16 protein-coding genes are annotated in these 21213 nt (G+C 45.7%); 15 read left to right on the forward strand and 1 reads right to left on the reverse strand.

Features of this window, described 5'->3' with window-relative positions:
* From HMPREF1254_RS03240 to HMPREF1254_RS03280, 9 genes are all read left to right on the forward strand, one after another.
* The coding region (locus HMPREF1254_RS03240) for a golvesin C-terminal-like domain-containing protein (RefSeq protein WP_023057235.1) at positions 1 to 2130 on the forward strand (2130 nt) is incomplete at its 5' end.
* 27 nt (positions 2131 to 2157) lie between these two features.
* On the forward strand, positions 2158 to 4011 hold the full coding sequence (locus HMPREF1254_RS03245) for an outer membrane protein assembly factor BamB family protein (RefSeq protein WP_023057258.1): 1854 nt from the start codon (positions 2158 to 2160) through the stop codon (positions 4009 to 4011).
* A gap of 28 nt (positions 4012 to 4039) precedes the next feature.
* Positions 4040 to 5452, forward strand: a complete 1413-nt coding sequence (locus tag HMPREF1254_RS03250) for a glycosyltransferase family 2 protein (RefSeq protein ID WP_023057239.1) — start codon at positions 4040 to 4042, stop codon at positions 5450 to 5452.
* Between the two features lie 202 nt (positions 5453 to 5654).
* Positions 5655 to 6992: an MFS transporter gene (locus HMPREF1254_RS03255; protein WP_023057228.1), complete on the forward strand. Its 1338-nt coding sequence runs from the start codon at positions 5655 to 5657 to the stop codon at positions 6990 to 6992.
* The gene (locus HMPREF1254_RS03260; protein WP_023057223.1) at positions 6982 to 8238 is read left to right on the forward strand and encodes an exo-beta-N-acetylmuramidase NamZ family protein; all 1257 of its coding nucleotides are present in this window, start codon (positions 6982 to 6984) and stop codon (positions 8236 to 8238) included. The genes HMPREF1254_RS03255 and HMPREF1254_RS03260 overlap by 11 nt, the downstream gene beginning before the upstream one ends.
* A gap of 14 nt (positions 8239 to 8252) precedes the next feature.
* Positions 8253 to 9464: an acyltransferase family protein gene (locus HMPREF1254_RS03265; RefSeq protein WP_023057227.1), complete on the forward strand. Its 1212-nt coding sequence runs from the start codon at positions 8253 to 8255 to the stop codon at positions 9462 to 9464.
* Between the two features lie 14 nt (positions 9465 to 9478).
* Positions 9479 to 10327 (forward strand): hypothetical protein, encoded by an 849-nt coding sequence (locus HMPREF1254_RS03270; protein WP_023057226.1) that lies wholly within the window; start codon positions 9479 to 9481, stop codon positions 10325 to 10327.
* A 17-nt stretch (positions 10328 to 10344) separates the two neighbouring features.
* Positions 10345 to 11172 (forward strand): N-acetylmuramic acid 6-phosphate etherase, encoded by an 828-nt coding sequence (gene murQ / locus HMPREF1254_RS03275; RefSeq protein ID WP_023057240.1) that lies wholly within the window; start codon positions 10345 to 10347, stop codon positions 11170 to 11172.
* A gap of 31 nt (positions 11173 to 11203) precedes the next feature.
* Positions 11204 to 13060 (forward strand): serine hydrolase, encoded by a 1857-nt coding sequence (locus HMPREF1254_RS03280; protein WP_023057232.1) that lies wholly within the window; start codon positions 11204 to 11206, stop codon positions 13058 to 13060.
* A gap of 47 nt (positions 13061 to 13107) precedes the next feature.
* On the opposite strand, the gene HMPREF1254_RS03285 is transcribed toward HMPREF1254_RS03280, so the two are convergent.
* Positions 13108 to 13479 (reverse strand): penicillin-binding transpeptidase domain-containing protein, encoded by a 372-nt coding sequence (locus tag HMPREF1254_RS03285; RefSeq protein ID WP_023057266.1) that lies wholly within the window; start codon positions 13477 to 13479, stop codon positions 13108 to 13110.
* 706 nt (positions 13480 to 14185) lie between these two features.
* On the opposite strand from HMPREF1254_RS03285, the gene HMPREF1254_RS03290 reads away from it, so the two are divergent.
* The 6 genes from HMPREF1254_RS03290 to HMPREF1254_RS03315 all read left to right on the forward strand — a co-directional run bounded on the left by HMPREF1254_RS03290 (position 14186) and on the right by HMPREF1254_RS03315 (position 21209).
* The gene (locus tag HMPREF1254_RS03290) at positions 14186 to 15007 is read left to right on the forward strand and encodes a DUF4886 domain-containing protein (RefSeq protein WP_023057246.1); all 822 of its coding nucleotides are present in this window, start codon (positions 14186 to 14188) and stop codon (positions 15005 to 15007) included.
* Positions 15008 to 15106: 99 nt separating this feature from the next.
* The gene (locus HMPREF1254_RS03295; protein WP_023057249.1) at positions 15107 to 16723 is read left to right on the forward strand and encodes an ABC-F family ATP-binding cassette domain-containing protein; all 1617 of its coding nucleotides are present in this window, start codon (positions 15107 to 15109) and stop codon (positions 16721 to 16723) included.
* Positions 16724 to 16840: 117 nt separating this feature from the next.
* Positions 16841 to 17446: a nucleotide exchange factor GrpE gene (locus HMPREF1254_RS03300; protein ID WP_036879059.1), complete on the forward strand. Its 606-nt coding sequence runs from the start codon at positions 16841 to 16843 to the stop codon at positions 17444 to 17446.
* 44 nt (positions 17447 to 17490) lie between these two features.
* Positions 17491 to 18657 (forward strand): molecular chaperone DnaJ, encoded by a 1167-nt coding sequence (gene dnaJ / locus HMPREF1254_RS03305; RefSeq protein WP_023057241.1) that lies wholly within the window; start codon positions 17491 to 17493, stop codon positions 18655 to 18657.
* Between the two features lie 50 nt (positions 18658 to 18707).
* On the forward strand, positions 18708 to 20003 hold the full coding sequence (locus HMPREF1254_RS03310) for a bifunctional folylpolyglutamate synthase/dihydrofolate synthase (RefSeq protein ID WP_023057256.1): 1296 nt from the start codon (positions 18708 to 18710) through the stop codon (positions 20001 to 20003).
* Positions 20004 to 20117: 114 nt separating this feature from the next.
* On the forward strand, positions 20118 to 21209 hold the full coding sequence (locus HMPREF1254_RS03315; protein ID WP_023057269.1) for an aldose epimerase family protein: 1092 nt from the start codon (positions 20118 to 20120) through the stop codon (positions 21207 to 21209).
* Positions 21210 to 21213 lie beyond the last annotated feature (4 nt).

Below are 21213 nucleotides of genomic sequence, written 5' to 3' on the forward strand. Positions count from 1 at the left end.
ATAAAAAAAGGAGCAGAAAGCACGGCCGAATGGGTTCCACAGATTGACGAAACAGGCGAATACGCTGTTTATGTAGCCTATCATACCGTGCCAGGAAGTACCAATGCAGCCCGTTATACCGTTTATCATCGGGGAGGAATCAGCGAGTTTAAGGTGAATCAACAAATGGGTGGCGGTACCTGGATTTATCTTGGCAAATTCGCTTTTGACAAGAATTTAGGCAAGAGTCAGCGCATCGTCCTCAGCAACAAGACAGGTAAAGCAGGCGAAGTGGTGACAGCCGATGCTATTAAAATTGGTGGAGGAATGGGGAATGTCGGCAGACCAGAAATAAGTACCTACCCTCGTTTCACCGAAGCAGCACGCTACTGGATGCAATGGGCAGGCGTACCAGACAGCATCTACAGTCCTACGGCTGGCAAAGACGATTACAAAGACGATTATCAAGCACGTGGCGAATGGGTGAACTGGCTGGCAGGAGGGTCAGAAAGCTATCCCGAAGGCAAGGGTTTGCACATTCCCATAGAGATGTCTCTGGCGTTCCATACAGATGCAGGCGTTACCAAGAACGACAGCACGATTGGTACTTTGGGTATTTACTTCACACAATCGTATGATAGTGTGTTTGCCAATGGTGCGTCACGACAGCTTTGTAAGGAGTATGCTGAAACCATTCATAACAGCATATTACATGACATACGGGCACAATTTGACCCAACGTGGCACAGCAGGGGCAACAGAAATGGTTCTTATTATGAGGCACGAACTCCACGAGTGCCAGCTATGTTGTTGGAATTGCTGTCGCATCAAAACTTCGCAGACATGCGTTATGGACTTGATCCTCGTTTCCGATTTGCAGTAAGTCGCGCTATCTACAAAGCCATGCTGCGCTTTTCGTGCAAACAACATCAACAGAAATATGTGGTGACACCGCTCCCCGTGAGTCACATGGCAGCCCATTTGACGGATAAGGGACAGGTGGAACTTACTTGGCAAGCTGTTGAAGACACGCTTGAACCCACGGCAAAACCCAATCGCTACATTGTGTATACGCGCTATGGAAATGGAGAGTTTGACCATGGAAAAGTGGTAAAACAATGTAAATATGTGGCAGACGTACCCAAAGGTATGGTGTGCAGCTACAAAGTGGTGGCGATGAATGAGGGCGGTGTGAGCTTCCCATCCGAGATTGTAGCCGTAGGACGCAGCAGTAAAGCAGACGCTAAGAAGGCTTTAGTGGTCAATGGATTCGACCGAATTTCAGCTCCGGCCGATTTTGTTGCACCTGCTCCATTGGACACCTTGTATGCTGGATTCTTGGATAGCGAAGACCATGGTGTACCCTATATGGTAGATATCAGTTATGTAGGCAGCCAAAAAGAGTTCAACAGGTCGCTCCCATGGCTCGATGATGATTCGGGTGGCTTTGGTGACAGTCACGGAAATGAAGAAACAACGGTTATTGCGGGCAACACGTTCGATTATATCGCCCTGCACGGAGATGCCATTTTAAAGGCAGGTTGTTCGTTCGAATCGTGTAGTCGAGAGCGCTTCAACCGTGTTGAAAAAGACATCCAATGGATTGACATCATCTTAGGAAAACAGCGACAGACAAAGTTAGGTAACGGCAAAATATACCCTTTGCGCTACAAAATCTTTACGCCCGAAATGCAACAAATACTCACTGCTTACACCCAACAGGGCACATCCATATTCGTATCGGGGGCATACGTAGGCAGCGACTTGTGGAATAACAAATTGGCAAAGCCACAAAAAGAAGACATTCTCTTTGCAACAAACGTACTGAAGTACAAGTGGCGCAACAGTAGAGCAGCCGTCACAGGACGCTTGTCGACCGTAAAATCACCAGTCAATCTCGCACCAGCGGCCTATAACTACGCGCATACGTTGGGGCCTAAAACCTATATTGTGGAATCACCAGACGCTATTGAACCTGCTTGCGACAACGCCTATACGGTGATGCGTTATCCCGAAAACAACTTTAGTGCAGCAGTGGCATACCGCGGTGACTACAAGACATGGGTCATGGGCGTGCCATTTGAGTCGATATTAGATGCCACCAACAGAGAGAAGCTGATGGCAGAAATCATACAGTTCTTTAAACAATAAATCCCATTACTAATTTCACCCATCATCATGAAGAGAATACAGACCTTTATATACAGCTTATTAGCTCTTGCTTTCTGTGTGCAAGTACAAGCACAAATAGGAACTTTTCGCTTTGCTCAACTGACAGATATACACCTCAATCAAAATAATCCCAATCCAACCGAAGACTTGCTTCGATCCATTGCACAGATTAATGCGACGGACAGTCTTGACTTTATTCTCGTTACGGGCGACCTTACCGAGGAGGGCGACAATGCAACGCTACACAAAGTAAAACAGTGTTTAGACCTTTTACGCTATCCTTATTATACCGTGATGGGCAATCATGAAACCAAGTGGAGCGAATCTGGATGTACCATGTTTGCCAAGATATTCGGTGGCGAACGCTTCTCATTTTTTCATAAAGGCATTCAGTTCATAGGTTTCAATACAGGTCCTTTCATGCGCATGGCATTCGGTCATGTGAAACCGCAAGATATATCGTGGATTCAATCAACCATCAAGGACAAGAAACAACCGGTGATATTGGTTACCCACTACCCCATTTTAGAAGGCGATGTAGACAACTGGTATGAGGTGACCGATGCTGTGAAGCCATATAACATACGCCTTTTCATTGGTGGCCATTATCACCGGAACAAACAATTTACTTACGATGGAATCCCAGGCGTACTCATCCGAACCAATCTTCGTGATAAAGACGCACTGCCAGGATATGGCATTTATGAAGTTTCGCCTGACTCTATCATCGTTTACCAGCAACGAATAGGAGAAAAGAAACAGCGTCTATGCGCCTATTCTTTAACCCTACAGCTGTTCAGCCACGACAAGAAAGCTGACAAGTATCCTGACTTTTCAGTCAACAAGACCTACCCAAACGTGAAAAGAAAATGGTGCGTACAGACGGGTACGGCCATCTATAGTTCGCCTGTCGTTGAGGAAAACCGAGTTTTTGTGGGCGATGATGCCGGCATACTAACGGCATACAACTTGAAAACGGGTAAAAAACTGTGGGCATACCAGTCGGGAAACCGTATTGTGGGAACGCCTGCGGTTGAAAATGGGATTGTTGTTTTTGGCTCAGCCGACCAGTACATCTACGGCATTGATGCCAAAAACGGCAGTTTAAAATGGCGTGTTCAGGCCGAAGCGCCTGTGTTGGGAGCCGTTACCATACAGCAAGGCATCGCATATATAGGCAGCAGTGACCATATTTTCCGTGCCATTGACATCCAGAACGGAAAAGTAGTGTGGACCTATAACAAGGTAAAAGGATATGTAGAAACAAAGCCTTTGGTTTCAAACAATCAAGTTATCTTCGGTGCATGGGACAACACACTTTACTCGCTGAATCAAAAGAACGGTCATGAGAACTGGCGTTGGACAGGCAATCTCACTCGAATGCACTTTTCACCAGCAGCCGTTTGGCCTGTTGCCACGCAGAATCGCGTTTTCATTGTAGATCCCGAACGAGCCCTCACGGCCATCGATTTAACAACGGGTGCAACCATTTGGCGCACCTATCAGTCGAAAGTACGAGAAACGATTGGCCTGTCAGCAGACCAAACGCGCATCTATGCCAAGACCATGCAAGACAGTGTGGTGTGCTACAGCGCCACCTCTGAACAACCCAAACAACTATGGAGAGCCAATTTACAGTTTGGTTACGAACACGCTACCTCCATGATGGCAGAACAGGGCGATGTGGTTTTAGGTAGCACCAAAGAAGGTTTGGTGTTCGCTTTGGATGCCAAAACAGGAAATTTGAAATGGAAACACAAAATTGGCAACTCACTCATCAACACCGTTGTGCCTGTTGGACGCCGACAACTGTTAGTAACTGCCGCCAGTGGAGAGTTATGCCTCTTAAAATATCAATAGCATTTAACCACAAAAACATTTATAAGTTATGAAACAAATAGATTGCTTTTTACCATACATTGATGAAAGTCAGTACAAGAAACTGCAAAAGGCATTTGAAGATGTCAGCGCATTCGTCACACTTCACGCATTGAAAGACAGCCTTTATCAAACCACAACCATTCAACAAATTGCGAAGGAAACGAAGGGCGAATACTGCTTAATCATCACCAAGTCCACACCGTTAAAGCTGCATTACTTGGCTTTAGAACGCTTACAGCTAATAGCTGAAGACACCAAAGCAGGACTTGTTTATGCTGACCATTATCAATTAAAGGACAACAAGTGTGTTAATGCGCCTGTGATAGACTACCAACAAGGCTCTTTGCGTGATGATTTCGATTTTGGATCGGTCTTGCTTTTCAATTCAAAAGCATTGAAAGAAAGTTGTCAACGAATGAAAAATTCTTATCAACACGCAGCTTTATATGACCTTCGACTAAAATTGAGCCAACGTTATGACTTGGTTCACGCTAACGAATACTTGTACACAGAAATAGAAGAAGACAACCGTAAGAGTGGCGAAAAGCAGTTCGATTATGTTGATCCACGCAACCAAGAACGACAAAAGGAAATGGAAAGGGCGTGTACTGAACATCTCAAGGCGATTGGAGGATACCTCAAACCATCTTTCAACACAGTAGACTTTGTTCATGATGCGTTTGAATTCGAAGCTTCAGTCATCATCCCTGTGAAGAATAGAGAGACTACTATCAACGCTGCCATACATTCTGTGCTGGCACAAAAAGCCAATTTTAAGTATAACATCCTTGTGATAGACAACCATTCTACGGATGGTACTACCGAAAAGGTCGACCAGTATAAGGACGATGAGCGTGTGGTACACATTGTTCCAGAACGTAACGATTTGGGAATAGGCGGCTGTTGGAATCTCGGAATACACCACCCAAAGTGTGGAAAGTTTGCCGTTCAACTTGATAGTGACGACCTTTATCAAGACGAGAACACCTTACAAACAATTGTCAATGCTTTCTACGAACAACAGTGTGCAATGGTGATTGGCTCTTATCGCATGACCGATTTCGACCTCAACACGCTCCCTCCCGGGGTGATTGACCACCGTGAGTGGACACCGGAGAATGGAAGAAACAACGCACTGCGTATCAATGGGCTCGGTGCTCCTCGTGCCTTCTACACCCCTATTGCACGAGAAATTGGATTCCCCAACACAAGTTATGGTGAAGACTATGCCATGGGACTGAACATTTCGCGCCACTATCAGTTAGGACGTATCTACGACGTGCTGTATCTGTGTCGTCGTTGGGGTGGCAATTCAGATGCGGCCTTGAATATAGAGCAAGTAAACGCCAACAACATCTATAAAGACCGAATCCGCACTTGGGAGTTACAAGCTCGTATGGTTCTTAACAAACAAAAATAGAATAAGAACAGCTAATTTTATACTGAATATCAAGTAGTTATAGAATGATAGAATCTATGCGTTACAAACTCAATGAGATTAAGGCTCAAACTCAATGAGATTAAGGCTCAAACTCAATGAGATGAAGGCACAAACTCAATGAGATTGTAAACCCAATGTTTTACTCCGTACATAGAAGCTGTATTAAAACAGAGAATAAAGAATGAAACATATAACATCTAACATCAGTCCTTGGGCCTGGATACCCACGCTCTATTTTGCCGAAGGCATCCCCTATTTTATCGTTAACAACATATCGGTTATCATGTTCACCAAAATGGGAGTGCCCAATGGTGACATGGCCATGTTTACCAGTTTGTTGTATCTGCCGTGGGTTATCAAGCCCCTGTGGAGTCCGTTTGTCGACATCCTGCGCACCAAGCGTTGGTGGATTGTGATGATGCAAGCCCTCATGAGCTTGGCTTTCATTTTGCTTACGCTTACCCTTCCACATCCTTCACCCGACATCATCGCTTCGGGCAATACACCCGTGAGCATGTTTACGCTTACTTTGGTGCTGTTTATCATCACCGCCTTTGCATCTGCTACCCACGACATCGCTGCTGACGGATTCTATATGTTGGCACTCAATCCTTCACAGCAATCGTTCTTCGTCGGCATCAGGAGCACATTCTATCGCTTTGCCTCTATCTTCGGACAAGGCGTTTTGGTGTTCGTTGCTGGATATTTAGAGCTGCACACGGGCAACATTCCGTTGTCGTGGATGATTACCTTGGGCATTACAAGCGTTTTGTTCACCATCATTACCATTTATCACACCTTCTTTATTCCTTATCCCCAACAGGACAAAGGAAAAGTAGGTGCCACAGGTGTGCATGCTAAAGACATCGTTTCAGAGTTCGGACGTACCTTTGCAACCTATTTCAAGAAGCCCGGACTGTGGATTGCCATTGCTTTCATGTTGCTGTATCGCTTGCCCGAAGCCTTCTTACTCAAGATGGCAGTGCCGTTTCTTGTTGACTCTGGGGCAGACGGAGGTTTGTCCATGTCTACACAAGAAGTTGGATTAGTTTATGGAACCATTGGGGTTATTGCACTGACCATTGGTGGCATCATCGGTGGTATTGCGGCTTCCAACTGGGGACTCAAGAAGTCGTTGTGGCCAATGGCTGCCTGCATGACGCTCCCCTGCTTTACCTTTGTATATCTTAGTATGTTCCTTCCTCACAACATCATTATCATCAGTGCTTGTGTGGCTGTCGAACAGTTTGGTTACGGATTTGGTTTCACCGCCTACATGTTGTACATGATGTATTTCTCTGAAGGCGAATTTAAGACCGCCCACTATGCCATTTGCACGGCATTCATGGCATTAAGCATGATGATTCCAGGCATGTTTGCCGGTTATCTGCAAGAGTGGTTGGGTTACGAACACTTCTTCTGGTTGGTCATTGCCTGCTGTTTGGCTACCGTCATGGTAACATTAATTATCAAAGTTGACCCTCACTATGGACGTAAAGATCCTGAAAATGTTAAATAATTCATTCAAAAAACTATTTTTACTTGCCTTCATGCTTTGTTTCATTGCCCCCGCTTTACCGGCAAGAAACAAACAAGTATTAACTGGTATTGATGTGTTAGAACGTCAAAATTTCAAACAGTTGCAAGGCAAGCGCATTGGTCTTATCACCAATCCTACAGGGGTTAACCGCTATTTGAAGTCGACCATCGACATCTTGCACGATGCTCCTGGTGTCAAACTGGTGGCACTCTACGGTCCTGAGCATGGTGTACGAGGCGACATCCATGCAGGTGCCAAGGTGCAAGACCAAAAAGATGAGAAAACAGGTTTGCCCATCTTCTCCCTCTATGGCAAGACACGAAAACCCACCAAAGAGATGCTTCGTGACATCGACGCTTTGGTGTACGACATCCAAGACATTGGCGCACGCTCGTTTACCTTTATCAGTACCATGGGGTTGGCCATGGAAGCGGCTGCCGAGAATGGCATCGAATTCATCGTTCTCGACCGCCCCAACCCACTTGGCGGTCTGCACGTCGAAGGCAATGTGGTGGAAGATGATTGCATGTCGTTTGTCAGTCAGTTCCGCATTCCCTACATCTACGGACTGACTTGTGGTGAATTGGCGCAGATGCTCAATGGCGAGCGGATGTTGAAGCATGGCGTTCAATGCAAACTAACGGTCATTAAGATGAAACGTTGGAAACGAAAAATGACGTACGAAGACACCAATTTGCCATGGATTGCATCGTCTCCACACATCCCACAAGCAATTACCGCCTGGTATTATCCTACTACAGGCATTGTTGGAGAGTTGGGATATCTGTCTATTGGCGTTGGATATACCCTGCCCTTCCAACTGTTTGCCGCACCTTGGATTAAGGCCGAAGAATTTGCCAAGGCCATGAATGCCCATCGATTACCTGGTGTTACCTTCCGTCCCATTCATCTTAGTCCGTTTTATAGCGTAGGGAAAGGCGAGCAACTGCAAGGCGTTCAGATACATATCACGAACTATAAGACAGTTCAACTCACCCCCATTCAATTTGTATTTATGCAAGAAATAGCTCGTTTATATCCCGAACACTCGGTGATGGAGCATGCCAATCAGGCCCGTTTCTCCATGTTCGACAAAGTTTGTGGCTCTAAACAAATACGCGAACGCTTCATGAAACGCAACCGCTGGGAGGATATTGCACCTTATTGGAACAAGGACGTGAAGACTTTTAAGCAACTGTCAAAGAAATATTATCTATATCGTTAAAATCATATTGCGCTATGAATGTTACACAAAAGCCACAGAGTAAACGCATCTTAGCCATCGATATTCTCCGAGGCATCACCATCGCTGGCATGATACTCGTGAACAATCCAGGCAGCTGGGCACACATCTTCGCCCCCCTCGAGCACGCAGAATGGAACGGAATGACACCCACTGACTTGGTGTTTCCTTTCTTCATGTTTGTCATGGGAATGTGTATTTTTATTTCCATGCAGAAATATCAGTTTGCGTGCAACCGCCAAACGGTTTACAAAATTATACGCCGCACGCTGCTACTCTACCTCGTAGGCATATTCGTTGGTTGGTTTTCAAGGTTCTGCCATCGCTGGGCTTTCCCTTTAGAAGACGCCACTTTAGGCCAGCAGATATGGCATACCGTATGGTCGTTCGACACCATTCGGCTGTCAGGCGTGTTGGCACGGTTAGCCATTTGTTACGGCATCACGGCCCTGTTGGCCATCACCGTGCGTCATCGTTACTTGCTCGGCATCGTCATCACCTTGTTGATAGGCTATACCATCTTATTGCTTTGCGGCAACGGTTTTGCGTATGATGAAACAAATATCCTGTCCATCGTCGACCGAGCCGTTCTTACCGATGCGCACATGTACCACGACAATGGCATCGATCCCGAAGGATTGTTAAGTACATTTCCAGCCATTGCCCACACCCTCATTGGCTTTTTGATTGGAAAACTGGCTTTTAGCAAACAAAAAAACACAGTTGCCACCACCTCAAGCGACCCCAAGGCAGGCCTTATTTTACACAACATCGTTCCGCTGTTCATTGCAGGAACCATTCTGACCTTCAGCGGTTTGTTGCTTGCCTATGGATGTCCGCTCAACAAAAAGATATGGTCGCCCACCTTTGTACTGACAAGTTGTGGATTGGCCTCAACACTTTTAGCCTTGTTAATATGGCTCATCGACGTGAAAGGATATAAGCGTTGGTGCCGCTTTTTTGAAGTATTTGGCATGAATCCACTTTTCTTATATGTCATGAGTGGTGTGATTGCCATCTTGTTTGGTTCGTTCCAGTTCCCATTTGGCGATGAGCCAACCTCAATCACAGGTTTTCTTTACCGTGATATTTTTTCACCGTTGTTAGGACAAACCTTTGGATCGCTGGCCCATGCCCTGCTCATCATCACGATACTTTGGAGTCTCGGCTACATTCTCTACAAGAAACGTATATTCATTAAATTATAAAATTACTGCACGACATGAAACAAAACATATATTTGATAGCCGACAGTGGCTCGACAAAAACAGACTGGGCGGTCATTGAAAACAATCAATTGGGAAAGGTCATCACCACAAAAGGGATGAATCCTGTCTTTCAATCGACCGACGAAATAATAGCTGAAATCACAGAAAATCTTCTGCCTCACCTGCCAACCAAACATTTTTCCAACATCTTCTTTTATGGAGCCGGCTGCATACCCGAAAAGGTTTCGGTGGTTGAAAATGCCCTACGACAGGTGCTCACGGTAGACGAAAAGGTTGAAGTAAACTCAGACCTCTTGGCTGCGGCCCGCGCTTTGTGTGGGAAAGAGCCCGGCATTGCCTGCATCTTGGGCACTGGGTCGAACTCATGTTTCTACGATGGTGCGCAAATAGCGTGGCAAGTGCCTGCCCTTGGCTTTATCCTTGGCGATGAAGGGAGTGGCGCCAACTTAGGTAAGCGGTTGGTGAGCGACCTCTTAAAAAACCAGTTGGATGACCAACTCAAAGCGGATTTTTTCGCACAGTTCAACACCAACATGGCCGACATTATAGAAAATGTTTACCGCAAACCATTTCCAAGTCGTTATTTGGCCAGCCTAAACGTATTCTTGGAGCAGCATAAAACACACAAAGCCGTGCACGCGCTGCTGGTAAACGCTTTCTCTGATTTTATCCGCCGCAACGTCATGCAATACGATTACCATGAGTATCCCATGAATTGCATTGGCACCATCGCCCTTGTCTATCAATCGGAACTCACCGAAGCCGCACAGGCATTGGGCGTGAAGATAGGAACCATCAGCAAAGCCCCCATGGAGGGACTGCTCAAATACCACACATTATAAAAATAGGAGGATATGTCATGAGCTTTAAGAAGATAACCGAAGAAGCTTCGCTGTACAACGACTTGGAGCATAAGTCGGTAGAAGAACTTTTACAAGACATCAACACCGAAGATCAAAAGGTGGCGTTGGCCGTACAAAAAACCATTCCACAAATAGCCAAATTGGTGAAGCTGATTGTGCCAAGAATGAAACAAGGCGGTCGCATTTTCTACATGGGAGCCGGAACCAGTGGCCGTTTAGGCGTGTTGGATGCTTCTGAACTGCCCCCTACCTTCGGCGTTTCAAAGACATTAGTCATCGGACTCATTGCTGGTGGCGACACGGCTTTGCGCAATGCGGTTGAAGCGGCAGAGGACGATGAGGAACATGGTTGGAACGAGCTGGCTGAGCATAACATCAACAGCAATGATACCGTGATTGGCATTGCCGCATCGGGTACGACGCCATACGTTGTGGGCGCACTGCGCGATGCACGCGAACATGGTATTCTGACAGCCTGCATCACCAGCAATACTGATTCGCCAATGGCAGCCGAGTCGGACATAGCCATCGAAATGATTGTAGGACCGGAGTATGTTACCGGTAGCTCGCGCATGAAATCGGGTACGGGACAAAAGATGATTCTCAACATGATTAGCACCGCCGTCATGATACAATTAGGACGAGTGAAGGGCAACAAGATGGTCAACATGCAGCTGACCAACCAAAAACTCGTAGACCGTGGCACGCGCATGCTGGTCGACATACTGGGGTTAGACTATGGCAAAGCCAAAAGTCTGCTGCTGCTTCACGGTTCTGTAGAAAAGGTGCTGCAAGAAACAAAACTACCCACGAAGGACAAATGATGACCACCCTTAACTTAAAAACATATCAACGATGAAACGAATGAGCTTTCTGTTGCTCTTAATCGTGGGGATGCTTTCCTCCATCAGGGCCAACGATATCCCGGTAGTCTACCCCGAACAGGTAGGCATGAACAGGCTGCGTCTGCAAAATGCTGACTGCGTTATCAACCAAGCCATCCGTGAGAAACAAATTCCCGGAGCAGTGTTAGCGGTGGTTAGACATGGCAAGATGGCCTATCTCAAGGCCTACGGCAACCGTCAGCTCATTCCGACGGTGGAACCCATGACCACAAACACGGTATTTGACTTGGCGTCGTGTACCAAACCAGTGGCTACAACGATGGCTACCATGCTCCTCATTGAACGGGGAATGTTGCGCACTGCGGATGCTGTCAAGATGTATCTGCCCCACTTTCAAAGTTGGAACAGCCAACAAAATGACACCACGACCATACGCATCAGTAACCTGCTGACGCATACATCAGGCCTGCCTGCCTACGCGCCCGTCAAACAATTGAGCAACGAGCGCGGCGCTGACAAGCAACAAGTGTTGGCACGTTACATCGACCAATGCCAGCGACAATACAAACCGGGAACGGACATACGGTATAGTTGTCTTAACTATATCACCTTGCAACGCATCATTGAACACATTACCCATCAATCGTTAAGAGCCTTTTGTGCTGAAAATATCTTCATTCCGTTAGGTATGAGCCACACCGACTTCATACCCTGCGCACAAGATAAAAAGGGAAATTGGACGAACACCGATGACCCACGATGGGACAAAAGTAACGATGCTGCCGCTTATCCCCTCGCTCCTACCGAGCAACAAGCCAACGGACAAGTGCTCAAAGGACAGGTTCACGACCCCTTGGCACGCGTCATGAACGCGGGGATATCGGGCAATGCCGGCTTGTTTTCTACAGCTTCCGACTTGGCTGTGCTTTGTGCCATGCTGCAAAACGGAGGTTCGTGGAACGGCAAACGCATCCTGTCACCCATCACCATCCAAGCCATGCGCACCATTCCATCAAGCCTGAAAGACTTTGGACGCAGCTTAGGATGGGACGTGTCGTCGCCATACGCCTCGAACAAAGGCGATCTGTTGAGCAACGAAACCTACGGACATACGGGATATACGGGTACTTCTATCGTGATAGATCCCGTGAACGACCTCTCCATCATCCTGCTTACCAACTGCGTACATCCGCATGACAAGGGCAACACCGTACGTTTGCGTGCCTTGGTGGCTAACGCCGTTGCAGCCAGCATCACCAATGAGGAACCTTTGTACCATGAGCATTACTACCAACGCATGCTGCAATTTGAAAACGAACCTGCCATACAGACAAACAACATCGTGATGTTGGGAAACAGCATTACGGAGGGTGGTAAAGATTGGGCTGCCAAGTTGGGTAACAAAAAGGTCATCAACCGCGGCATCAGTGGCGATGTGGCCACAGGCATTTACGACCGGTTGCACACCATCTTGCCCGCACATCCTGCCAAGATATTCTTGATGGTTGGGGTAAACGACGTGAGCCATGACCTCAGCACCGACAGCATTGCACACATGATTATACGACTGACGGAACGCATTCGACGCGAATCGCCACAAACCAAGCTCTATCTGCAAAGCTTGCTTCCTATCCGCGAATCAACAGGCAGATGGAAACGACTGGTGGGTAAGACCGAACAAATACCCGAAATCAACGCGAGGTTGCAGGCATGGGCAAAGCAAAACCACGTTACTTACATCAATCTCTTCCCGCTATTCACTGAGCCAGGCACGCATATCATGCGCCAAGAACTAACCTACGATGGCTTACATCTGACAGAAAAGGGATATGAGGAATGGATTAAAGTGTTGAAAAAATATTTATAAACCCCAAGTTAAATGTACGAGGGAGATAGATGTTTATTTACCTCCTCTTATTTACGAATGCCATTGAACGAGAAGCCGCGTTGACAAGCATACGTCTTCTTCGTATCTATGGCTCCTTCTGACAGCATGAACAAGACTTGAGCCACCTTGAAAGTGGATCCGGGCGAATAAGATGTAGAAATGGCACGATTGACGCCATCGTCCAATTTGTCGTTACTAACCAGCGCAAGCACTCGCCCCGTAGCTGGCTCGATGGCCACAATACTGCCCTGCTTGTTTTGCAACAGGCGTTTCGCCAGGCGCTGTAGCGATTGGTCTATCGTCAGCTTTCCAACACTTGGACCCTCTTGGGAGTATCCTTGGAGGGGAAAAATAACCATGAAAAAAGCGAAAAGTATCTGGAAAACAGTTCGTATCATCGTTTAGTTCAACTCGTTGAATTTTCAGGCAAAGATAACAAAAAATATCGACCGCCGCAGCATTTTTTCTTAAAATGCAAGAACGACTCCAAACCTTTCTCATCTGGCGAAAGCGGTACGATTACGGCATCCGACCAGAGCGGAATTTTCATGACATTAAGGTACCTCATTAAAGTCATTGACTTTACGCCTCATAGTCAATGACTTTAACGTCTAAACTCCATGACTTTGGCGTGCAAACTCCATGAGTTTAAAAAGACTTCATAACACAATGACTATCAACACCTTATTTCATTGAACAATTACTCTAAAAAGAAGTAATGACCATCAATCATCAGCAGTTGTATTTTTCGTGGCATAACAGGCTCGTTCTCAGTGCGGGCTCATGATGCACATGAATCATTTGCATTTTTTCAAGCTGTCGTGTTCTTTTCCAAAAAATAATATCGTACCTTTGTTTCTGTTAACGGATAGGCCACCATCATTTGCAGTCAATGCAGCCTGCGCTGCCTAACTAAACTCTAACTTAACAATAAACTCATGAAAAGATCGGCTTTGCTCTCCATACTTCTTCCTTTCTTCACATACCAAGCTTGGGCCACTGAAGATGCATCCCTTCAACAAGACCGAGAGTTAGCAAAAGTTACTATACCTGGACATTGCCAATAATAAAAGTGAAAAATCAAATATCTATCAAATTACAAACATGAAACATGCATTATTAACATTACTTTTGCTGATTTCGGTAACGCTGTCAGCAAAGACCATTAGAGTGTTGGCCATAGGAAACAGTTTTTCCGAAGACGCCGTTGAACAGTATCTTTACGAACTTTGCGCCGAGAACGGTGACCAACTGATTATCGGAAATGCCTACCGAGGCGGACAAGGACTTGAATCGCACTGGAAAGTAGTGGTGAACCAAGAGCCGGCTTTCAGCTACAGGAAGATTGTAAAAGGCAAAAAGACAACATCTGAGAAGCGCACACTTACCTCCATCGTCATTGATGAAGAGTGGGATATCATCACCTTTCAGCAAGTAAGTCAGGACGCTGGGCTGTATCGTACCTACGAACCTTTTCAAACAAACCTCATCCGATACGTCAAGGCGATTGCAACGAACAAGAATCCGCGTATAGGTTTTCACATGACGTGGGCTTATCCTCAATATTCAAAACACGGAGGATTCAAGAGCTATAACAATGACCAAATGACCATGTACAATGCCATTCGGAATGCCGTTCGTCAAAACTTGGAGCATCATCCTGACATCCATTTCGTCATTCCTTCTGGTACGGCTGTGCAAAACGCTCGCGCCACCTATCTTGGCGATCACCTCAACCGCGACGGTTTTCATTTGGATTTGGGCATAGGTCGCTACATCGCCGCATGTACATGGGCAGAAGCACTGACGGGAAAAAGCTGTGTAGGTAAGAAGTTCCGCCCCGCAAAAGTAACGGCCAAGGATGCATTGACGGCACAAAAAGCCGCTCATGCAGCTGTTAAAACCCCGTACAAGTTGGCAGAATAGCAACGGCTGGCTGATGCAATTTATCAGCCAGTTGCACCAAAATTGTAGATAAAAATGATTACCTTTGCACCCAAATAATAAATAGTTAAGGTAAAGAACATGATAACAGTTTCAAATCTTGCCATCCAATTCGGCAAGAGAGTGCTCTACAAGGACGTCAACATCAAATTCACGCGCGGAAACATCTATGGGATTATAGGTGCCAACGGTGCAGGGAAATCAACATTATTGAAAGCCATCAGCGGCGAATTAGAGCCAAACAAAGGGACCATTGAACTGGGACCAGGTGAGCGTTTGTCGGTACTCGAACAAGATCACTTTAAATATGATGAATTCAAGGTGATGGACACCGTGTTGATGGGTCACGAGCCTTTGTGGAACAACATGAAAGAGCGCGAAGCCCTTTACGGCAAAGCCGAGATGACGGAAGAAGATGGGAATCGCGCAGCAGATTTGGAACTGAAGTTCGCCGAAATGAACGGATGGGAAGCTGAGAGCAATGCAGCCCAGCTCTTGCAGAATCTTGGCATCAAAGAAGACTTGCACAACAAGCAGATGGCAGAGCTGTCGAACAACGAGAAAGTGCGTGTCATGCTGGCAAGAGCCTTGTTTGGCAATCCTGAAAACTTATTGCTTGACGAGCCTACCAACGACTTGGACCTCGACTCGGTGCAGTGGTTGGAAGAGTATTTGAGCAATGTAGAGCAAACGGTGTTGGTGGTTAGCCACGACCGTCACTTCCTGGATGCCGTCAGCACACAGACCGTTGACATCGATTTTGGTAAAGTAACGGTATTCTCTGGTAACTATTCGTTCTGGTATGAGAGTTCTCAGTTGGCATTACGTCAGGCTCAGAATCAAAAGATGAAAGCTGAAGAGAAGCGCAAGCAGCTGGAAGAGTTTATCAGACGGTTCTCTGCCAATGTGGCAAAAAGTAAGCAAACCACCTCTCGCAAGAAGATGTTGGAGCGGCTGAATGTGGAGGAAATTCGTCCGTCGAGTAGAAAATATCCTGGAATTATCTTCCAAATGGATCGAGAACCAGGTAATCAGATTCTGGAAGTTGAAGGACTCAAGGCGGTAGACACCGATGGAACGGTACTCTTTGACAACGTCAGCTTTAATGTAGAAAAAGATGAGAAGATAGTTTTCTTGAGCCATAATCCCAAGGCCATGACAGCGCTCTTCGAAATCATCAACGGCAATCGACAGGCTGATGCGGGTACGTACAAATGGGGGGTGACCATCACCACCGCCTATCTCCCACTCGACAATGCCGAGTATTTCAACTCAAAGCTGAATCTCGTTGACTGGCTCAGCCAGTTTGGGACGGGCAACGAGGTGGTTATGAAAGGCTATTTAGGACGCATGCTGTTCTCTGGCGAGGAAGTATTGAAAGAGGTCAACGTATTGTCAGGAGGTGAAAAAATGCGCTGTATGATTGCTCGCATGCAACTGAAAAATGCCAACTGCCTGATATTAGACACACCAACCAACCACTTGGATTTGGAGAGCATCCAGGCGTTTAACAACAACCTCGTGTCGTTTAAGGGTAACATTCTGTTCTCCAGTCATGACCATGAATTCATTCAGACAGTAGCCAATCGCATCATCGAATTGACACCGAATGGCACTATAGACAAATTGATGGAATACGACGAGTATATCTACGATGAGCAAATCAAAGAACTGAAAGAAAAGATGTACAATGCTTGAGAAAGAACGGCGTACATTCTATCATATCATATAAAGACAGAACAGCTTGACAAGTAATTGAAACTTGGCAAGCTTTTTGCTATAACAAAAGAAGAAAAAGAAATAATTATGAGGAAAATGAGCAATAAAAATAAATTTAAGCACCAAGCGAAAGAAGACATTCTCAAAAATCAAGAAGCTAACGTAGAAACACAAGCTACAGAAGACAGTGAAGCGAACGCCGAGGTATCGGAGGAACAGAAAGAAGTAGAAGCGGCAGAAGATACTACAGAAGATCCGCTTCAGAAGGTTGAGGCCGAGCTTGCAGAACTGAAAGACAAATATCTACGCACCGTCGCTGAGTTTGAGAATTACAAAAAACGCACGCAAAAAGAGAAGGCTGAACTGATTTTCAATGGTAGCGAGAAAACGGTTTCGGCCATTCTGCCCATCCTTGATGACATGGAAAGAGCTGTGGCCAATTCAGCCAACACAGAGGACATCCAGGCTTTGGAAGAGGGTTGGGAACTAATTTTCAAGAAACTTCAAACCACTTTAGAGGGCTTAGGCGTCAAGAAAATAGAAACAGAGGACAAAGACTTTGATGTAGATTTTCATGAAGCCGTTGCCATGGTTCCTGGTGTGGAAGAAGACAAAAAAGGAAAAGTAGTTGACTGCGTACAAACAGGATACACCCTAAACGAAAAGGTTATCAGACATGCCAAAGTGGCTGTAGGCCAGTAAACGAGGAACAGTGTATATAAGAGTGTATATATAGGATTAAATAAATGGCAAAACGTGATTACTATGAAGTGCTTGGCATTGACAAGAACGCTTCAGAAGACGAAATAAAGAAAGCTTACCGCAAACTGGCTATCAAATATCACCCCGACCGCAATCCCGACAGCAAGGAAGCTGAAGAGAAATTCAAGGAAGCAGCCGAGGCCTATGACGTATTGCACGATCCGAAAAAGAGACAACAGTACGATCAGTTTGGCTTCAACGCTCCCGGTGCAGGAGGCTTTGGAGGATTCGGAGAAAGTGGCGGATTCTCCATGGACGACATATTCTCTATGTTCGGTGATGTATTTGGCGGGCATGGAGGTTTTGGTGGATTCAGTGGATTTGGTGGCGAAGGCAGTAGGCAACGACCTCAATACAGAGGTTCTGACCTGCGGCTGAAAGTGAAACTCTCGCTACAAGAAATCGCAACCGGAGTTACCAAAAAGTTCAAAGTAAAAAAGGATGTCACCTGTACGCACTGCCATGGTAGCGGTGCAGAGAATGGAAGTAAGTCAGAAACCTGTCCGACCTGCCACGGAAGTGGCGTTGTGGTCAAGACGGTAAGGACCATGCTGGGCATGATGCAAACACAAACAGAATGTCCAACCTGTCATGGTGAAGGCACCGTTATCAAGGACAAATGCCATCAGTGTCATGGTACCGGAGTAGTAAAAGGCGAGGAAATCGTTGAGATTAAAATACCGGCAGGCGTGGCAGAAGGCATGGTCGTGAACGTACCAGGCAAGGGTAACGCAGGCCAACGAAACGGTATCAGCGGGAATATCCAGGTGTACATCGAAGAAGAGGAAAACGACACCTTTATTCGTGATGGTCAGGACATCGTTTATAACCTGCTGCTTGACTTCCCAACTGCCGCCCTTGGCGGTGAGGTAGAGATACCCACACTGGAGGGAACGCGCGTTAGAATCAAGATTGATGCTGGTACACAACCCGGAAAGACATTGCGCCTGAGAGGCAAAGGACTGCCTGCCGTTCAAGGTTACGGCAGCGGAAAAGGTGACTTGGTTGTCCACATCAGCGTTTTCGTACCAAAGACTTTGAGTCGTGACGAGAAGAATCTGCTGGAGAATTTGCGCAACAATGATAATTTCAAAGGCGACAACGTGACCAAACGGTCTATCTTCAAGAAGTTCAGAAATTATTTTGATTAAGTTAAACTCGCAGTTGATGACTATCATCAACTGCATTTTTTTCGTTTAAGATGACATACGAAGAAACGATTGATTACCTTTTTCACGCAACTCCAGTGTTTGAAAATGTGGGTGCTTCGGCCTACAAAGAAGGATTAACCAACACCTTGGCACTGGATGAGCATTTTAATCATCCACACAGACAATATAAGAACATACATATAGCAGGCACCAATGGCAAGGGGTCATGCTCGCATACATTAGCTTCGATTCTGCAAGCAGAAGGATATAAAGTAGGACTTTACACCTCTCCTCACCTCATTGATTTCAGGGAACGCATACGCGTCAACGGCAAATGCATCGACCAAGAACGCATCATCAGATTTGTAGAAGAAGAAAGAAGTTTCTTTGAACCCCTTCATCCCTCATTCTTTGAACTGACGACAGCACTGGCATTTACATATTTTGCAGAGCAGAAAATCGACGTTGCGGTTATAGAAGTGGGACTGGGAGGTAGGCTCGATTGTACCAATATCATCACCCCTATCCTATCCATCATTACCAACATCAGTCTGGATCACACCCAGTTTCTGGGTAACACACTGCCATTAATCGCCAAAGAAAAAGCCGGTATCATCAAAAACCGCATTCCTGTGGTGGTGGGTGAGACAACAGCAGAAACAAAAATGGTGTTTGAAGATGTTGCAAACCAACATGAAGCTCCCCTTATTTTCGCCGAAGATAACAATGAAATCATCACCTCTAAATATGATAATGCGTTGCAAGAAAGAGTCTATAAAGCTCAATCGTTTGGACAAATTCATGGCGACTTGATGGGAAATTATCAAGACAAAAACGCCAACACCGTCTTGAATGCAGTTAAAGTGCTGAAGAACAACAACCTTATCAAGTTGTCTGACAACAGTGTACGCCAAGGCTTCAAACAGGTTTCGACAACCACCGGACTGCTGGGAAGATGGCAATGCATTCAAAAGTCGCCGGCAACATATTGTGACACAGGACACAATGTTGGCGGTTGGACTTACCTAAGCCAACAATTGGCGCAACAAGATTGTGCGCAAATGAGAATTGTATTCGGCATGGTGAACGATAAAGACCTGTCGACAATCATGAAAATGTTGCCCAAGAATGCACAATATTATTGGACACAACCTTCATGCCAACGCGCTTTTCCTGTTGAAAAAGTTGCACAACTGGGTCGTGAAAACCATCTCCATGGAAAAGCGTTCCCAACCGTGAGGGAAGCATACCAAGCAGCCATGGATGACGCAGATGCGCAAGATTTCATTTTCATCGGTGGAAGTAGTTATGTGGTAGCCGATTTATTGACCTTTCTCAAACGATGACACTTTAATAGATTTTAACACCAAAAGTCAATGTTTTTTTATGACTTAAGTTTGTCATATTCATTTTTTTTCAGTTACTTTGCAAAAGCATCAAGTAACTAAAAACTTATTTTTATGACGAACACAACAGAAACAGAAAACCTCTGTGGATTGAAGTCTAAGGATTTTCAAACCACCATAGACGGGAAAAATACAGATCTTTATATTCTCAAAAATAATGTTGGCAACGAAATAGCCATCACCAACTACGGAGGTGCCATCGTTGCCATCATGGTTCCTGATAAAGAGGGCAAACTCGCCAACGTCATTCAAGGACACGACAACATCCAGGACGTCATTGATTCGCCTGAACCTTACCTGTCTACTTTGATTGGGCGATATGGTAATCGCATCGCAAAAGGTAAATTTCATTTGCATGGCAAGGAATATCACTTGCCCATCAACAATGGACCAAATTGCCTTCATGGTGGCAATAAAGGGTTCAATGCCCGCGTTTGGGATGCCCTTCAGATGGACGATCAAACCCTGGTTCTTAAATATGTAAGCCCTTATGGCGAAGAAGGCTTTTCAGGAGAATTAAGGACAACGGTTGTGTATTCGTTCAATGATGACAATGAACTGTCGATAGAATACATGTCGACCACCAATAAAAAGACAATTATCAACCTTACCAGCCATGGCTTTTTCTCACTGTCAGGCATCGCAAATCCTACTCCTACAATAGAAAACCAGATTTGCGAAATCAATGCAGATTATTATATTCCAATCGATGACACCTCTATTCCCACTGGTGAAATCAGATTTGTAGAAGGAACCCCATTTGACTTCCGCCAGCCTAAGCCCATCGGTCAAGACATAGAAGCAGACGACGTGCAAATCAAAAATGGTGCTGGATATGATCATTGCTTCGTGTTGAATAAGAAAGAAGAAGGTGAACTTAGCTTTGCAGCCAGATTGACAGAACCAACGAGTGGCCGCATCATGGAAGTGTATACCACCGAACCAGGCGTACAATTGTACACTGACAACTGGGCAGACGGTTACAAAGGGCAGCATGGTGCTACATTCCCACGCCGCAGTGCCGTTTGTTTCGAGGCACAACATTTCCCCGATTCTCCCAACCATCCATATTTCCCATCAGTGGTATTGAAACCTAACCAAGAATATAAGCAAAAGACTGTTTATAAATTTTATACACAGAAATAACCCA

The organism is Prevotella sp. BV3P1 (assembly GCF_000479005.1).
In the GTDB taxonomy this organism is placed as follows: Bacteria; Bacteroidota; Bacteroidia; order Bacteroidales; family Bacteroidaceae; genus Prevotella.

Coding starts and splice junctions, on each gene's coding strand:
- HMPREF1254_RS03245 (WP_023057258.1), top strand. CDS start 2,158: ATGAAGAGAATACAGACCTTTATATACAGCTTATTAGCTCTTGCTTTC.
- HMPREF1254_RS03270 (WP_023057226.1), top strand. CDS start 9,479: ATGAAACAAAACATATATTTGATAGCCGACAGTGGCTCGACAAAAACA.
- HMPREF1254_RS03280 (WP_023057232.1), top strand. CDS start 11,204: ATGAAACGAATGAGCTTTCTGTTGCTCTTAATCGTGGGGATGCTTTCC.
- HMPREF1254_RS03290 (WP_023057246.1), top strand. CDS start 14,186: ATGAAACATGCATTATTAACATTACTTTTGCTGATTTCGGTAACGCTG.
- dnaJ (WP_023057241.1), top strand. CDS start 17,491: ATGGCAAAACGTGATTACTATGAAGTGCTTGGCATTGACAAGAACGCT.
- HMPREF1254_RS03250 (WP_023057239.1), top strand. CDS start 4,040: ATGAAACAAATAGATTGCTTTTTACCATACATTGATGAAAGTCAGTAC.
- HMPREF1254_RS03300 (WP_036879059.1), top strand. CDS start 16,841: ATGAGCAATAAAAATAAATTTAAGCACCAAGCGAAAGAAGACATTCTC.
- HMPREF1254_RS03255 (WP_023057228.1), top strand. CDS start 5,655: ATGAAACATATAACATCTAACATCAGTCCTTGGGCCTGGATACCCACG.
- HMPREF1254_RS03265 (WP_023057227.1), top strand. CDS start 8,253: ATGAATGTTACACAAAAGCCACAGAGTAAACGCATCTTAGCCATCGAT.
- HMPREF1254_RS03310 (WP_023057256.1), top strand. CDS start 18,708: ATGACATACGAAGAAACGATTGATTACCTTTTTCACGCAACTCCAGTG.
- HMPREF1254_RS03315 (WP_023057269.1), top strand. CDS start 20,118: ATGACGAACACAACAGAAACAGAAAACCTCTGTGGATTGAAGTCTAAG.
- HMPREF1254_RS03285 (WP_023057266.1), bottom strand. CDS start 13,479: ATGATACGAACTGTTTTCCAGATACTTTTCGCTTTTTTCATGGTTATT.
- murQ (WP_023057240.1), top strand. CDS start 10,345: ATGAGCTTTAAGAAGATAACCGAAGAAGCTTCGCTGTACAACGACTTG.
- HMPREF1254_RS03295 (WP_023057249.1), top strand. CDS start 15,107: ATGATAACAGTTTCAAATCTTGCCATCCAATTCGGCAAGAGAGTGCTC.
- HMPREF1254_RS03260 (WP_023057223.1), top strand. CDS start 6,982: ATGTTAAATAATTCATTCAAAAAACTATTTTTACTTGCCTTCATGCTT.